This window comes from Streptomyces sp. DI166 (genome assembly GCF_900091315.1).
Lineage (GTDB): Bacteria > Actinomycetota > Actinomycetes > Streptomycetales > Streptomycetaceae > Streptomyces > Streptomyces fuscus.
The window spans coordinates 70,030-84,651 of record NZ_FLSP01000006.1 but is presented as its reverse complement, the minus strand read 5'-3'; the positions used below and the strand labels follow the sequence as shown (position 1 = coordinate 84,651).

9 protein-coding genes are annotated in these 14,622 nt (G+C 69.5%); 3 read left to right on the top strand and 6 right to left on the bottom strand.

Translation table 11 applies throughout. The annotated features are described in order from the left end of the window. Positions 1-220 precede the first annotated feature (220 nt). Positions 221-874, top strand: coding sequence for a response regulator transcription factor (locus tag GA0115233_RS04840; RefSeq protein ID WP_093718817.1), 654 nt, complete (start codon positions 221-223; stop codon positions 872-874). Beyond that, the gene (locus GA0115233_RS04835; RefSeq protein ID WP_093718816.1) at positions 871-2,067 is read left to right on the top strand and encodes a sensor histidine kinase; all 1,197 of its coding nucleotides are present in this window, start codon (positions 871-873) and stop codon (positions 2,065-2,067) included. The genes GA0115233_RS04840 and GA0115233_RS04835 overlap by 4 nt, the downstream gene beginning before the upstream one ends. 14 nt (positions 2,068-2,081) lie before the next feature. Here GA0115233_RS04835 and GA0115233_RS04830 read toward each other — a convergent pair whose 3' ends face one another. Genes GA0115233_RS04830 through GA0115233_RS04815 form a run of 4 tightly spaced genes read right to left on the bottom strand, consistent with a single transcriptional unit; the run spans position 2,082 to position 5,744 of the window. Further along, positions 2,082-3,293, bottom strand: coding sequence for an ABC transporter permease (locus tag GA0115233_RS04830; RefSeq protein ID WP_093718815.1), 1,212 nt, complete (start codon positions 3,291-3,293; stop codon positions 2,082-2,084). After that, a complete protein-coding gene (locus GA0115233_RS04825) occupies positions 3,290-4,054 on the bottom strand; it encodes an ABC transporter ATP-binding protein (protein ID WP_093718814.1) in 765 nt (254 codons plus the stop codon). Before GA0115233_RS04825 ends, GA0115233_RS04830 begins: the two co-directional genes overlap by 4 nt. Continuing rightward, positions 4,051-5,196, bottom strand: coding sequence for a peptidoglycan-binding protein (locus GA0115233_RS04820; RefSeq protein WP_093718813.1), 1,146 nt, complete (start codon positions 5,194-5,196; stop codon positions 4,051-4,053). Before GA0115233_RS04820 ends, GA0115233_RS04825 begins: the two co-directional genes overlap by 4 nt. Then, positions 5,193-5,744, bottom strand: coding sequence for a hypothetical protein (locus tag GA0115233_RS04815; protein WP_141689474.1), 552 nt, complete (start codon positions 5,742-5,744; stop codon positions 5,193-5,195). The genes GA0115233_RS04820 and GA0115233_RS04815 overlap by 4 nt, the downstream gene beginning before the upstream one ends. A 183-nt stretch (positions 5,745-5,927) precedes the next feature. Here GA0115233_RS04815 and GA0115233_RS04810 point away from each other — a divergent pair, with 183 nt between their 5' ends. After that, positions 5,928-6,410, top strand: a complete 483-nt coding sequence (locus tag GA0115233_RS04810) for a nuclear transport factor 2 family protein (RefSeq protein WP_093718811.1) — start codon at positions 5,928-5,930, stop codon at positions 6,408-6,410. Between the two features lie 68 nt (positions 6,411-6,478). Here GA0115233_RS04810 and GA0115233_RS04805 read toward each other — a convergent pair whose 3' ends face one another. Together GA0115233_RS04805 and GA0115233_RS04800 are read right to left on the bottom strand one after the other, a co-directional pair. Beyond that, positions 6,479-10,771, bottom strand: coding sequence for a discoidin domain-containing protein (locus GA0115233_RS04805; RefSeq protein ID WP_093718810.1), 4,293 nt, complete (start codon positions 10,769-10,771; stop codon positions 6,479-6,481). A 140-nt stretch (positions 10,772-10,911) separates the two neighbouring features. Beyond that, the gene (locus tag GA0115233_RS04800) at positions 10,912-14,286 is read right to left on the bottom strand and encodes a CARDB domain-containing protein (protein WP_093718809.1); all 3,375 of its coding nucleotides are present in this window, start codon (positions 14,284-14,286) and stop codon (positions 10,912-10,914) included. Positions 14,287-14,622: the final 336 nt, after the last annotated feature.

The following is a 14,622-nucleotide window of genomic DNA, read 5'->3' as shown; positions in this document are numbered from 1 at the left end:
ATATGGTTCCAGCCACCCCGGGTCAAGAGGTTCGACACGGCAACTACCGCCGCGGGTAAGGGAATCCACGATTCCCGTCATCGCGCCGACAGCGTCCGAGTCACCCCCTCATACGCACCCTGCCGCGGCCCGGAGGGGCGGTTTGTCGCGGGTGACTTCCGGCTAACCGCGGCTTAACCCCCTGGCTGCGAGCCTGAACAGCCGAACGAGAGGGGTAGCGATGCGCGTACTGGTGGTTGAGGACGAGGAGGACCTCGCCGAAATGATCGCCGACGGGCTGCGCTCCTCGGGCATCGTCGCGGACGTCGCCTTCGACGGCGGCCGGGCGATGGAAATGGCGGCGGCAGCCGACTACGACGTACTGGTCCTGGACCGTGATCTGCCCGGCATCCACGGCGACGCCGTGTGCCGCATGCTGACCACGAACGGGTATCCGGCCCGGATCCTCATGCTGACGGCGGCCGGATCGCTGGCAGATCTCGTCGACGGCCTGGGCAAGGGCGCGGACGACTACCTCGCCAAGCCCTTCTCCTACGTCGAACTGGTCGCCCGGCTGCAGGCCCTGGCCCGGCGCGGGCCCAGTGGCACACCGACCGTCCTCGAACGGCACGGTCTGCGCCTGGACACCGTCCGCAGGATCGCCGAGCGTGACGGGCGTCTGTTGCGGCTCACCCCGAAGGAACTCGGAGTGCTGGAGGCGCTGATGTCGGCCGACGGCTCCCCGCTGCGCGCGGCCGACCTGCTGGAAATCGTGTGGGACTACGACACGGATCCGGAGAGCACCACCGTGAAGGTCACCGTCCACCAGCTCCGCCGCAAGCTGGGCCCACCGCCTCTCATCGAGACGGTTCCCGGATTCGGATACAGACTGTGAGCCTGTCCTTCGGCCGGCTGACCATCCGGACCCGTCTGGCCCTGATCAACGCGACCGTGTTCGTCGTCGGCAACGCCGCTCTCCTCGCCCTGATCTGGGCGAGCGCGGGCGAGATCATCGCGCGCAACAGCTCGATTGTCTTGGCGACGCGGTCCGAGGACGCGCTCGGCGAGGGCGTTCTCTCGGTGCCGGCCGCCCAGGTGGCGGGGACCAGCGCCGGTCGCTTCGCGGTGTTCGAACAGGATGTCATGGAGGAGCTGCTGCAACTGTGTCTGCTCCTGCTGGTCCTGATGACCTTGTTCTCCCTCCTGGCCAGCTGGTGGGTCTCCCGGCGCGGCCTGTCCCGTATCGGTCGGGTGACCGCGGCCGCCCGCGACATCGGGGACCGGAACCTGCACGCCCGGCTGTCTCTCGTCGGCCCCGACGACGAGGTAAAGGAGCTCGCGGACACGTTCGACGCCATGCTCGACCGTCTTGAGCGCAGCTTCGCGGAACAGCGGCGCTTCACCGGACACGCCTCCCACGAACTGCGCACGCCCCTCACCGTGCAGCGCACCGCACTGGAGATCCCGCTTTCCCAGGGTCGGATTCCGGACGATCTCCTGCCCAACATCCACCGCGCTCTGGACGCCACCCGGCGCAGCGAGCGCCTGATCGCCGCCCTGCTGGCCCTGGCGAAAGGCGAGAGCGGTGTACTGCTTCCGAGCTCGGTGGACCTCGCCGAGGAGACACGGACGGCGATCGCCGATGTGCTCGCGGAAGCGCGGGAGACCGGCGTCACCGTGGACGCCTACTTGCATACCGCCCCTGTGTGGGGTGACGCTTCGCTGCTCCATCAGCTCGTGGGGAACCTGGTGACCAACGCCGTCCGCCACAACCAGGCCGACGGTTCGGTCCACGTCACCACCGGAACGACCGACGCGGGGTGCGCGTTCATCGAGGTGGTCAACACCGGCCCCTTTGTCACGGAGGCCGATGTGCCGACTCTCTGCGAACCCTTCCAGCGGGGCAGCGGACGCCGGAAGGGGGCGGGCCTCGGTCTGTCCGTGATCCGGGCGGTCACAGGCACGCACCGCGGCACGATGGCCGTACGACCCAACGCGTCCGGCGGTCTCACGGTGCGCGTGGAGCTGCCGCCCGGTCGGCACGCGTCGGTCCGGGACCCGGCGCCTCTCGCGCCGGGCCCCGGATGACCACCTTCCGATACTCAGGCCGAGCGCAGCGCCCCCGTGGGCGACATCCGGGCCGCCCTCAGTGCCGGATACAGCCCGGCCACCGTGCCGACCAGTACGGCCACCGCCGGTCCGGCCGCCACCCACGCCATGGGCACGGTGGCGGGCCAATCCTTCACGCCCGCGTATCCGTAGACCGCCACGACCCCCAGGGCGGCGCCGGCCAGGCCGCCGAACAGGCCGAGGAGTACCGCCTCGATCAGGAACTGCAGGGTGATCTGCCCCCTGCGTGCTCCCAGTGCGCGGCACAGCCCCACTTCCCCGCGCCGTTCCATGACGCCGACGACCATGGTGTTGGCGATCCCGACCCCTCCGACCAGCAGGGCGACACCGGCGAGGGAGAGGACGAGGCCGGTGAGGGCGGTATCCGTCTCCGAGCGCGCCTTGAGCAGGTCGGACGGGCGGGAGACGGCGACCACGGACGGCCGGGCGGGGTTGGCGGTGGCCGCGGCCACGTCCTGTACGTCACGTACCCGGTCGGGGTGGGTGCGTACGTAGACGGTCGACGGTGTGCGGTCGCCGCCGAGTTCGGCGACGGCCTGGGGAGCGCCGACCAGGACCGAGTCGTCTATCTCGGGGACGAGTTCGTTCGCCCGCAGGATGCCGATCACTCCGTACCAGCCTCCGGGCAGGGATCGGCCGGAGAGCCACACTTTGGTTCCCGGGGCGGTCACGCCCAGCCGCCGGGCCGCGGTGTCGCCCAGGACGACCACGGGGAGCCGTTGGGTGCCCTTGTCGAGCCAGCGTCCCGAACTCAGCTCTCCCCGCAGCGTCTTCAGCAGATCCAGGCGTGCCGACAGCACGCGCAGGCTGTTGGTCTGGTTCGGGGGGACGAAGTCGCTGCGGTAGACGTTCGCCTTGGTTTCGGCGGTGGCGCTCACTTGCTCGACGGGTGCGATGTTGCCGAGCATGCTGACTGCTTCCTTGGGCAGCGGGACCTTTTCTCCGCCGTAGTTCTCCCCCGGCGACACGGAGATCAGGTTGCTGCCCAGGCGGTCCAGGCGGTCGAGGAGGTGGGCCTGGCTGGATGCCGAGATACCGGTGATGGCGACGACTGCCGCGATGCCCAGGGCGATCCCCAGGGCGGACAGCGCCGAGCGCAGTCGGCGGGTCCGGGGGCCGATGAGTCCGATTCTGAGCAGGTCGGGCAGCCGGAGCCGGGCCGGGCGGGGCAGGTGTTGCGTCATCCCGGGCCTCCCTGTGCGGACCGCGGGACAGCGGCTGTGCGCGTGTCGCCGTGCAGGTCGAATGCGACACGTCCGTCCTGCACCCCGATCTGGCGGGGGAAGGAAGCGGCCAGGTCGCGGTCGTGGGTGATGACCATGACGGTCGTGCCTTGGGCGTTCAGGTGCAGCAGCAGATCGACGACTCCCTGCCCGGACGCGGAGTCCAGGGCACCGGTGGGTTCGTCGGCGAGGAGCAGCGCGGGTCTGCCGACCAGGGCCCGGGCGATGGCGACGCGCTGCTTCTCACCGCCGGACAGCTGGTCGGGCCGGTGATCGAGCCGGTGTGCCAGGCCCACCTCGCGCAGTGCGCGTACGGCTCGTTCGTGTCTGCGTCGGGCGCTCTCCCCGGTGTAGAGCAGGCCGGTGGCGACGTTGTCGACGGTCGTCAGGCCCGGGAGGAGGAAGAACTGCTGGAAGACGAAGCCGATGCTGCTGGCGCGCAGTGCCGCGATCTGCCGGTCGTTCAGGTCCGTCAGGTCGTGGCCGTCCAGGTGGACCCGTCCCGACGTCGGCCGGTCGAGCGTGCCGACCAACGACAGCAGCGTGCTCTTGCCGGACCCGGAGGGCCCGACGACGGCCACCAACTCGCCCTGGTGGACGGTGAGATCGATGCCGTGCAGGATCCGCAGCGGTGGGTCGCCGTCGTACTCCTTGACGACCTTGTCGAGCTGCAGGACCGGGGTGCGCCGCCCGTCCCCGTGGCGACCGCTCTCTCGGCTCATACGGGGATCACCACCTTGTCGCCCTCCTTGATCCGGCCCTCGACCTCGGCCTGGCCCGCGACGATCAGCCCCACCTTCACCGGGACGAGTTCCGGCTCGGCCGAGTCCGGCCGGACGACCTCCACGCCGTAGCCGCCGCCGGCCGTGGCGAGCAGGGCGGTCACCGGGACGGCGAGGACGTCGTCCGCCTTCTTCTCCGGGACGGTGACGGTGACGCCGACGCGTCCGCTGCGCAGGGCCGCGGTGGCCTTCTTCTGGTCCTTGAGCCGGATCGACACCGTGGGTTTGGCCTGGTTGTCCGGTCCGCCGGAGCCGTCGCCGCTGCCGGGGGTGTTCCGGGTGATGGAGGTGATCCTCCCCTGGAGGGTGCCGCCGACGTCGAGCCGCACCATGAGTCTGCTGCCCGGGGGAAGTTGTGGCAGCTGCTCCTCCTCGGGCTTGATGGTGGCGTACACGTCCGTGGTCGTCACCTTCAGCACCGTGCCGCCGGTCCCCGCCGTCGCCCCGGGCTTGGCGACGACTTCCTCGACCCACACGTCCCCGTAGGGGAGAACCGCGACCCGGCCGAGTTCCACCGTGCCCGTCTGCTCCACGCCGAGTGCCTTCTGCCATCGCTTGACGGCTTCTGTCGTGGCGTCGGTGAACTCCTCGTCCACGGTCAGGTTGGTCGCGTCGGCGAAGCCGAGTTCGGTGAGGTTGCGCTCCAGGTCCTTGACGTCCGGGCCGTCGCTCATGCCCTTCTGCAGTACACGCCAGAAGGGGCGGGAGCCGCGGAACAGGACGACGGGTTGCGCGTCGATCTCGTACAGGGGCTCGCCGACGCGGATGTGATCACCGTTCTTGGGCAGCTTGGTGAAGGTGCCCTGGCCCTGGGCGGTGATCTCGTCGGCGGGCGTGTGGCCGAGCTCGCCGTCCAGTTGCAGCCCGGAGGCCAGGGAAGTGCGCTCGACCGGCGCCGTCGAGCGGGGGCGGTTGTGTGTGGCGGCGTCCTGGTCGTCGCTCGGCCACCGCTGGGCGGCCAGGGTCGTGCCCGCCGCCGCCAAGGCAGTGACGATCCCGGCGGCGAGGAACCGCCGGCGAGAGCGCGACGCGCCGCGACGGCGTTCCGGCCGCTCCTCCTCGCTGCTGATCTGAACCGTCACTGCGTCTGCTCCGCGACGAAGGCGGCGCCGGGGAACTTGTCACCGCAGATGCCCATCGCCTTGGTCCACTTGTCGCCCGCCGCGTCCTTCGGGACGGACAGGGCGCCCAGCTTCGGGTCCGGGTCAGCCATGTTCGGGATGCCGTTCTCGCGCAGGCACTTGGCCAGGCCACGGCCCTGTTCCAGGGCGTCCGAGTTCCCCTTCTCCCTGAGCTGCTTCATGCCGGGGACCTCCTTGTCGCACTTCTCGATGACCTTGGGCAGGTTCTCGCCGGCCACCCGGCCCTCCGACCCGGTTCCGGTCGCGGAGCCGGAGACGCGGCCGAACTCGTCGACCTGCACCTCCTGCCCCTGCTTCCGCATGCACTTGGCGTACGCCTCGGCGACGTCCTTCGGGTCCTGCGGCTGCTTCTCCTCGCCCTGCCCGCCCTGGTCACCCGCGACATTCGGCGCCGGCTTGTCACCGTCCGAGCTGCACGCCGTCAGGGACACGGCCGCCCCAACACTGAGTACCGTCACTGCCGCCCACGACATGAACGTCCGTCGCATGATTCGTCCTCCTGCCAGACCCACGGCACCCGGTCGGTGCCGCCGCTGGACCCAGGTCTACGGGGGTGCGGGTTAGCCGCCGGTGACATGCGGCTAACCGCGGCCTAACCACTCGGCCGCCGTCCCGAGCCGGTGATCACAAAGGACTCGTGGATGCCCCAACTGACCTGGTAGGAAGTGGAGATGACGACTCACGATCTTGATCCCACGGCGTGTCTTCTCGCGGAGCGCAGCTGCGAGCGTTTGGTCCTGGAACTCGTGCGCCGCCTCGACCTGGGTGATCCCCGTACGGTCTGCGACCTCTTCACCCCGGACGGGGTCTGGGAATGGCCGTACGACGGGCGCCGTATCGAGGGGCGGGAAGCCCTGCGCGCCTACTTCGGTTCCCGGCCCGCGGACCGCCTGTCCCGGCGGATGTGCACCAACATCCTGGTCACCGTCGACTCTCCGGACACCGCGTCGGCGACCACGTACTTCGCGACCTACCGCGTGGACGGCTACACCGAAGGTGCGCCGATCCCGCCCCGGCTGCCGGCGAACATCGGCCACTACGAGGACACCTTTCGGAAGGTCGACGGCGTCTGGCTCATAGCGACCCGCACGCTCGTCCTGCCTTTCGGCGCACCGACAGAGCGACTGAACGCCACGGTCCCGCAGAGCGTCTGAACGCCGCGGGCTGACCGAGCGCAGAAACGCCGCGGGACCGGTCGGCGCCGGTCCCGCGGTGGTCGGTTTCAGCAGGGGTTGACGGTGAGTTTGAACGTGGTCGTGGTGTTGCGGATGTTCTCGTCGTTGTCGTTCATGCGCAGGCAGTTGACGGTGGCCTCGCCGACGGCGGGGCCCTGATCGGGTTCGGGCAGTTCGTTGACCCAGATACCCATGCCGGACTTGGCGTCCCAGGCGTCACCGCTGCGCTTGGCTCCGGTGATGGAGATGTCGGTCAGGATGGTGTCCTTGACGGGGTTCTCCGGCTGGGTGCCGTTGTACTTCGTCTGGAACATGATGCCGCTGTAGGTCGGGGAGACGATGTCCACGTTGGTGACGCGGATGCCCTGGAAGACCTTCGACGCCGAGAACAGCCAGATGCCGGGGAAGGTCTGGTTGCCCCAGAAGTGGCCGCCCGCCCGGACGATCGAGATGTTCTCGAAGGTCGTGGGGTCGGTGCCGAAGCCGTTCATCGGGTAGCCGAAGTCCAGCGACGAGATGGTGATGCCGGAGTAGACGAGCGTGTCGGCGATGTGGATGTTGCGGAAGGTGTTGCGGTAGCCGCCGTAGACCGCGACGCCGGCGGCTCGCCAGGTCAGTGTGGTGGTCAGGTTCTCGTAGACGTTGTCCTTCATGTCCGCGCCGCCCGCGTCGATCGCCGAGAACAGCGCGAAGCTGTCGTCGCCGGTCGCCCGGGCGTCGTTGTTGGCGACGAGGTTGTCCGTGGAGCCGTTGGTCATGTTGACGCCGTCGGCGAACATGTTCCGGATGCGGGAGTCGCGGATGGTCATCCGGTCCGTGTTGGCGCCCCAGTAGAGGCAGACCATGTGTTCGTTCCAGATGTCGTCGATGACGATGTCCGACACGTTGGAGAAGTCGAACACCTTGCCCGGTCCGTCGATGCGTGAGGTGTAGTTGCCGAAGTAGGCGAAGCCCTTGAACAGGGAGCCCTTCGCGCTCGCCTCGGCGCGGAAGCCGATGTCGGTGTTGTCCTGGCCGGCGGGTGCGTGGAACTGGGTGTACCAGGGCCCCGCGCCGACGACCTTGACGGCCTTGCCGTAGACCTGGAACTTGCCCGAGGTCTGGTAGTCGCCGGGCGGCAGGTAGACGCCGACGAGGGTGCCGGTGGTGTCCATGCGGACGCGGTCGAGCGCGTTCTGCACGTCCTGGTGGGTGAACCCGGCCGGTACCGCGTACGTCGCCGGGTCCGGGTTGGCGACCGGGGCGACCTTCTCCAGGTCGACGAAGTCGATGGCGTAGTGGGCGGCGCTGTTGGCGGCGTCCTTCTGGAGCCTGATCCTGCTGCCCGCCGGGACGGTCTCGTCCAGCTTCAGGTGCGCCTCGTCGTAGATGTGCCGGGGTGCGCCCGAGCCCGGGGAGTTGCCGGGTGACGACTCCGCCCCGTACAGCCAGGCGTACTTGGAGGTCAGCGGGAGCGCCTTCTTGAAGACGCCGTCGACGTAGACGTTGATGGTGGAGTCGATGCCGCCGCCGCCCGGGGCGTCCGGGATGGAGAAGCGGGTGACGAGGGTGTTCGTCTCGGCGCGGGTGGTGAACTCGACGTACTCGCCGGTGGCGTCGAGGGTCACCGCCTTGCGGCCGGATGCCTCACCGGCGATGTCGCCGACGGTCCGGTTGGGGCCGACCGTCTTCGCGCCGCCGCCGACGGTCGCGTCCTCGGCCTCGTAGGTGGTGTACGGCATGTTGGCGCCGCGGCCGACGAACAGCGGCTGGGTGGATGTGTTGTTCTCCCGCTTGACGGGCAGCTCGTTGGCGTCGGCGGCGATGACGGTCTTCACCGTGTAGGAGCCGTTGGCGGCGGTCCAGGGTCCGAGGTTCACCACGGCGGTGTCGCCCGGGGCGATGGACCCGTTGTGGGCGCCGGTGAGGGTCTTGACGGTGTCTCCGCTGTCGTCGAGGAGGGTGAGGGTGACGGCATGGCTGCCGGTGGCGCCGGCCTCGGTGCCTTGGTTCCTCACCGGCACCTTGAAGGTGACGGTGTCGCCCGCGGCGGGGCTGGACGGGGTGGTGGTCACGGTGCCGGGGATGAGGTCGGAGCTGGCGACCGGCTTGACCACCAGGGCGGTGGGCCGGGTGTAGGTGTTGTTGGTCTCGTTCTGCTCGATGACGTCGTTCGGCTCGTCCGCGACGGCGCTCAACTCGTACGAGCCCGCGTCACGGGCGCCGATGGACGCCTCGACCGTGCTCTGCGCTCCTGGCGCGAGGGAGCCGACGTCGGCGGTGGCGACCTTGGTGTCGCCGAGGCGCACCGCGACCCTGCTGGCGGGGGCGGTGGCCGCGCCGTCGTTGCGGACGGTGGCTGCGATGGTGATGTCGTCCGACTCGACCGGGGCAGCGGGTGACGTGGTCAGCTGGGTGACGACGAGGTCCGGGTTGGGGGCGGGCACGCCGACGACCTGGAACTCGGCGAGCTGGCCCGCCGGGGCACCGGTGTTCGCGGTGAACCTGAGTCTCACATCGGCCACCCGGTCGGTGACGGGGATGGTGACGGTGTTGCCGCTCGCGGGGCTGAAGTCGTAACTCTTCGCCGCCACCAGGCTGGTGAAGGCGGAGGCCTTCTGTTCCCGGCCGAGGACCTCGACGGTCTGGGAGCGGGCGGACCACGCCGAGTCGGGGTTCAGCTTCAGGACGAGCCGCTCCAGGTCGGCGTTGGCACCCAGCTTGACGGTGAGGGTCTGCGGGTAGCTGCCTCCGGCGCCCTCCCAGTAGGTGGAGGTGCTGTTGTCGTTGGCGTTCTCGGCGACGTAGGTGTGCACGGTGGAGGACGCCTCGATGGGCTTGTCCACGGCGAGGTTGGAGCCGTTGCCGCCGCTGCCGTTGCGGGTGACGCTGTTGCTGTCGCCCGACTGGTTGCCGGCCGCGTCCTTCGCCCGGACGACATAGGTGACGGTGTTCGTCGTCGGCTGGGTGTCGGTGTAGGTGGTGACGTCCCCGACGACGCTTTCGCGCAGCACGTTGTTGGCGTAGATGTCGTAGCCGGTCACGGCGACGTTGTCGGTGGACGCGGTCCAGGTGAGCTTGACCTTGCCCGGCTGGGACTCGGTGTAGGCCAGGTTGGAGGGGGCGGTCGGGGCCTGGGTGTCACCTGCCTCGCCGATCCGGGTGACGGTGTTGCTGTCGGCCGACTGGTTGCCGGCCGCGTCCCGGGCTCGTACCCGGTACGACACCGTCTGGCCGGCCGGGCGGTTGTCGGTGAAGGCGGTGACGTCTCCGGCGACACTGGTCAGCAGGTCACCGTTGGCGTAGATGTCGTACGCGGTGACGCCCTTGTTGTCGCTCGCGGCCTTCCAGGTGAGCCGGATCTGGCCGGGGGCGGGTTCGGTGTACGCCAGTTGTGTCGGTGCGCTGGGCGGCTCGGTGTCGCCGGTGGCCGGGCCGTAGACCTCCAGCTCGGATATCTGCGCGGCGGGCTGGCCGGTGTTCGCGGTGACCAGGACGCGGACGTAGCGGGTCGTGGCCGCGTCGAGGGTGAGAGTCGCGGTGTTGTCGTTCGCGCTGTTGAAGGTGTACGTCTGCGCGTTCGACAGGTCGGTGAAGTCCGTGCCGTTGGCGCTGCCCTGGATCTTCAGGGTCTGGGTGCGGCTCTCCCAGCCCGCCGGGAGCTTCAGCAGGACGCGGTTGACGGCCCGGGAGCTGCCGAGGTCGGCCTGGAGCCACTGTGGGAGGGCGTGGTTGGCGCTCTCCCAGTACGTGGCCCGGTTGCCGTCGTTGGCGTTGCCCGCCGCGTACACGTCGGTGTGGCTGCTGGCGGTCAGGGGGCGTCCGGCGGCGAGGTTGGTGGAGGCGTCGTCGGCGGAGTGCACTTCCAGTTCGGAGAGCTGGGCGGCCTGCCAGCCGGTGTTGGCGGTGATGTCGACGCGGACGAACCGGGTCTGGGCGGCCGGGAAGGAGACGGTGACGGTGTTGCCCGTGCCCGGGGTGAAGGTGTAGGTGGCGGAGCTCTTGAGGGTGGTGTAGCTGGTGCCGTCGGCGCTGCCCTGGACGGAGAGGGTCTGGTTGCGGCTCTCCCAGCCCGCGGGCAGTTTGAGGACGACCTCGTCCACGCGGGTGGCGGTGCCGAGGTCGGCCTGCACCCATTGCGGCAGGTTCGATCCGGCGCTCTGCCAGTAGGTGCCCTGGTTGCCGTCGGTGATGTTCGCGGCGCCGTACTCGGCGTGCGAGCTGCTCGCCGACGCGGTGTCGCCGAGTGCGATGTTGGGTCCGCCCGCGGCACGGGCGGACATCAGGGGTCCGCCCAGCGCCAGCAGGCTGGTCGCGATCAGGGCGCTCAGGCACCGGGATCTGCGGATGCGGGTTCTCATCGGTCCTCGCTCTTCCGTCGTGTGCCGAAGGGCGCACGACGCGGCTCGAAGGAAAGGGGGCAGGTTCGTCGCCTGCCGGGTCGTCGTGCCGGTGCGGCGGCTCCTGGGGAGGCAGCCGCCGCACCGGTCCCGTCGGTGTGTCAGGTGCGGTTGATGACGAACTGCGAGCCGGGTTCGACGCAGATGTCGTCCTCGGCCGAGTCGGTGATGGTGACGTCGGTCAGGGTGGCGCTGCCCCGTGCGCCGCCCATGGCGAGAACGCCGCAGCCGTTGACGGACTTGTCGATGCGGACGTCTTCGACCTTCACGCCCGGCATCGCGCCGCCACCCGTCTTGAACTGGATGCCGTCGTAGGTGGAGTCGTGGATGTCGGTGTCGCGGATGGTGACACCGGGGATGTCCGGTCCCTGCGCGAAGAGCGTGATGGCGCCGAACTCCTGGGCCTCGCCCCAGAACGCCCCGCCCGTGCGGTACAGGCCGTTGCCCGCGATGAGGGTCTGCCCGGAGAAGGGCAGTGGGTCGTGGTCGGTGGCGAGCATGATCCCCGGGTAGTTCATGGTGTCGGAGACCAGGTTGTTCTCGATGGTGTTGCCGTAACCGCCGTAGACGGCGATGCCGTTGGCGCGCCAGGGCAGCTGGATGGTGTTGTTGCGGAAGTGGTTGTCGTGGCCGATGTCGACGGAGGTGTCCTTGACGTACTTGCTGGCCCATACGGCCAGGGCGTCGTCGCCGGTGTTGCGGAACGAGGAGTTGTAGACGGTGGAGTTGCGGGTGCCGTTGGCGAAGTTGACGCCGTCGGCGTAGGTGTTGCGGATGCGTACCCCGTTGAACTCGACGCGGTCGCCGGGACCCCACAGTTCGGGGATGTTGGAGTAGTCCCGGCCGACCCAGGCGCCCACGTTGGCGTGCTCGATCCACACGTTGGTGATCTTGGTGTCCTTGCCGAAGCGGCCGTTGAGCGCGACGCCGCCCTCGGCTCCCCCGTCACCGCCCCGGATGGTGCCGGAGCCGAAGATGGCGATGTCGGAGATCTTGGTGTTGTCGTCGATGTCGAAGCCGAAGTTGCCCTCGTGCGGGTGGTTGATGCCACCGGCCTCGTGCGGCGGGATCAACGAGTACAGCTGCGAGTGCCACATGCCGGCGCCGCGAATGGTCACGTCACGGATGCCGACCTGGTTGTACTGGCCCCGGTCCTGCGGGTCGTCGGTGAGGATCTTCTTCTCCTGGCGCCACTGCCCGGCCGGGATCCACACGCAGTCGATCTCGCCCTTCTGGTCGGCGGTGACCGCGCGCTGGATGGCGTCGGCGTCGTCGATGCCGTCGTTGGGTACGGCGCCGTACTCGGTGATGGAGGTGCACGCCGCGGGCTTGGCCGCGGGGGCGGCGACCTGCTCCAGGTCGATCAGGTCGACGATGTAGAAGGCCGCGGAGTCGCCCGAGTCCCGCTGGAGACGGAACTTGGTGCCGGCCGGGTAGGTCTCGGTGAGCAGGGCGTGGGACTCGTCGAAGAGCCGTCGCGCGTCACCGCCCGGCCTGTTGGTCAGGCCCTCCGGGTCGTCGGTGCTGCCGTAGAGCCAGCTGTGCTTGGAGGAGAGGGTCAGCTTGCGGACGAACTCGCCGTCGGCGTAGAGGCTGAGCGTGGCCTCGCGGCCGCCGCCCGTGGCCGAGTCCGGGATGGAGTTGCGGACGACGATGGAGTTGGCGGCGCTCGTCGAGGTGAACTCCACGTGGTCGCCGGTGTCGTCGAGCCGTACCGACTTGCGGCCGGAGGACTCGGTCGCGAAGTTGGTGTGCCCGAAGGTCCGCTTCTTGTCGGCGGTGAGGAGGGTTCCCTCGTAGGTGCCGTCCTCGGCCTCGTACTCGGTGTAGGGCACGGCGGCGCCGCGTCCGACGACGATGGAGCGGGCGAAGACGTTGTTGTTCTCGTCGGTCTCGTCGACGACGTCGGTGGCGTCGGCGGTGGCGGTCAGGGTGGCGCCGCCGCTGGTGGCCTTCCAGGTGCCGTCGATGGCGACGGTGGCTGTGTCGCCCGCGCCGACGGCGCCGGTCGTGCCCTGGAGTGTGGTGGCGCCGACGGTGAGCCGGGTGATGGTGCCGGCGGGGACGGCGGTGGTGCCGCGGTTGTTCACCGCCACGGTGAACGAGACGGTCGAACCCACCGCGGGTGAGGCGGGGTTGCTGGTGATGCCGGTGACCCTCAGGTCCGGTCCCGGCGCCTGGGAGACCGTGAGTTTCCGGTCCGCCGTACGGCTGTTGTTGGTGTTGTCGAGTTCGGCGACGGTGTCCGTCGGGTCGACGGCCGCGGAGACGCTGTACGAGCCCTCGGGGCGCCTACCGACGGGGACGGAGACGGTGGTGGACGCTCCGGCGGCGAGGGCCGGGACCGGCGCGGAGCCCGCGACGGCGCCCTCGACGCTGACGTTCACCGTGGTCGCGGGGGCGTTGGCGGTGCCGGCGTTGCGGACGGTGGCCTCGACCGTCACCTCGTCCCTCTCGGACGGGGTGGCCGGGGACCAGGTGAGGTCGGTGACCACGAAGTCGGGGTGCGGCGCCGCCCTGCCGATCACCTGGAACTCGGCGACCTGGCCGCCGGGGGCGCCGGTGTTGGAGTGGAAGGACAGGCGTACGTCCGCGACGCGGCCGGTCACGGGGATCACCACGGAGTTCTGGTTCGACGACGGGCTGAAGGTGTAGTCGGCCCGGGCCTTGAGCGTGGTGAAGGCGGAAGCCCCCTGCGCGCGGCCCAGCACCGTCAGGGACTGCTGGCGCGCCGCCCATATCTGATCGGGGTTCAGTTTGACGGCCACGGCCTCGATTTCGGCGTCTGCGCCGAGCTTCACGGTCAGGTCGGAGGGGAATCCGGCCGACTCCCAGTAGGTGGTGAGGCTGTCGTCGTTGGCGTTCGTCGCGACGTAGTTCTGTGTGGTGGAGGTGGCTTCGATCGGCTTGTTCCGGGCCAGGTTGGTGCCTTCGAGGGGCGGGTCGCCGGGGTCGTCGCCGCCTTCGCCGTAGATCTCCAGCTCCGACAACTGGGCTGCGTTCCAGCCGGAGTTGGAGGTCACCCGGACCCGGACGTAGCGGGCGGTCGCGGCGGGCAGGTCGATGTCGACGGTGTTCGCCTCGGAGGGGCTGAAGGTGCGGGACTGTGCGTCGGCGAGTGTGGTGAAGGAGTCGCCGTCGGCGCTGCCGAGAACGGCGAGGGACTGGGAGCGCTGCTCCCATGCGGCGGGGAGTTTCAGCTCGACACGGTCCAGGTCCACCTGGGAGCCCAGGTCGACCTGCACCCACTGGGGAAAGGAGCCCGCCGGGCCCTCCCAGTACGACTGCTGGCTGCCGTCGGTGACGTTCGTGGCCGGGTAGCCTCCGTGGGCCCCTCCGGCCGTCGCCGGTCTGCCGAGTGCGAGGTTGGGATCGTCGTCCGCCGCGTGTGCGGGGGCGGGCAGTAGTCCGACGGCGATCAGGCCCGCCGCCAGCAGACCGACCCACCCTCGTCTGCCCGTAGGTGTGCCTTTCATGGTGGCCCTTCCGCGATGTGGGCGCGGCACGTCCCCGGCTCTGCCGCCGGTCCCTCCGGACGTGGAGCTGTGTGAAGGGCCCGGCGGGAGTGCCGGCGAGGTCGTGCACCGGGAGCCCAGCATGACTCCAACAAGGAAATGCGATGTCTAGCTAACTTCTTGAGTAACTTTGTGACTTGTTTGCATCGCTGGAGTGAGAGGTTTCTACTGTGTGACGCGTTTGTCAACGGTTTCGTCGCAGCCATGACAGACATCGGGCCCGGAAACGCCAACGGCACCGGGATCGCGGCCACTCAACGCGGCGGTGATCCCGGTGCCGAAGTGGCCTGGGACGGC

Coding starts and splice junctions, on each gene's coding strand:
- GA0115233_RS04840 (WP_093718817.1), top strand. CDS start 221: ATGCGCGTACTGGTGGTTGAGGACGAGGAGGACCTCGCCGAAATGATC.
- GA0115233_RS04815 (WP_141689474.1), bottom strand. CDS start 5,744: ATGCGACGGACGTTCATGTCGTGGGCGGCAGTGACGGTACTCAGTGTT.
- GA0115233_RS04830 (WP_093718815.1), bottom strand. CDS start 3,293: ATGACGCAACACCTGCCCCGCCCGGCCCGGCTCCGGCTGCCCGACCTG.
- GA0115233_RS04800 (WP_093718809.1), bottom strand. CDS start 14,286: ATGAAAGGCACACCTACGGGCAGACGAGGGTGGGTCGGTCTGCTGGCG.
- GA0115233_RS04825 (WP_093718814.1), bottom strand. CDS start 4,054: ATGAGCCGAGAGAGCGGTCGCCACGGGGACGGGCGGCGCACCCCGGTC.
- GA0115233_RS04810 (WP_093718811.1), top strand. CDS start 5,928: ATGACGACTCACGATCTTGATCCCACGGCGTGTCTTCTCGCGGAGCGC.
- GA0115233_RS04805 (WP_093718810.1), bottom strand. CDS start 10,771: ATGAGAACCCGCATCCGCAGATCCCGGTGCCTGAGCGCCCTGATCGCG.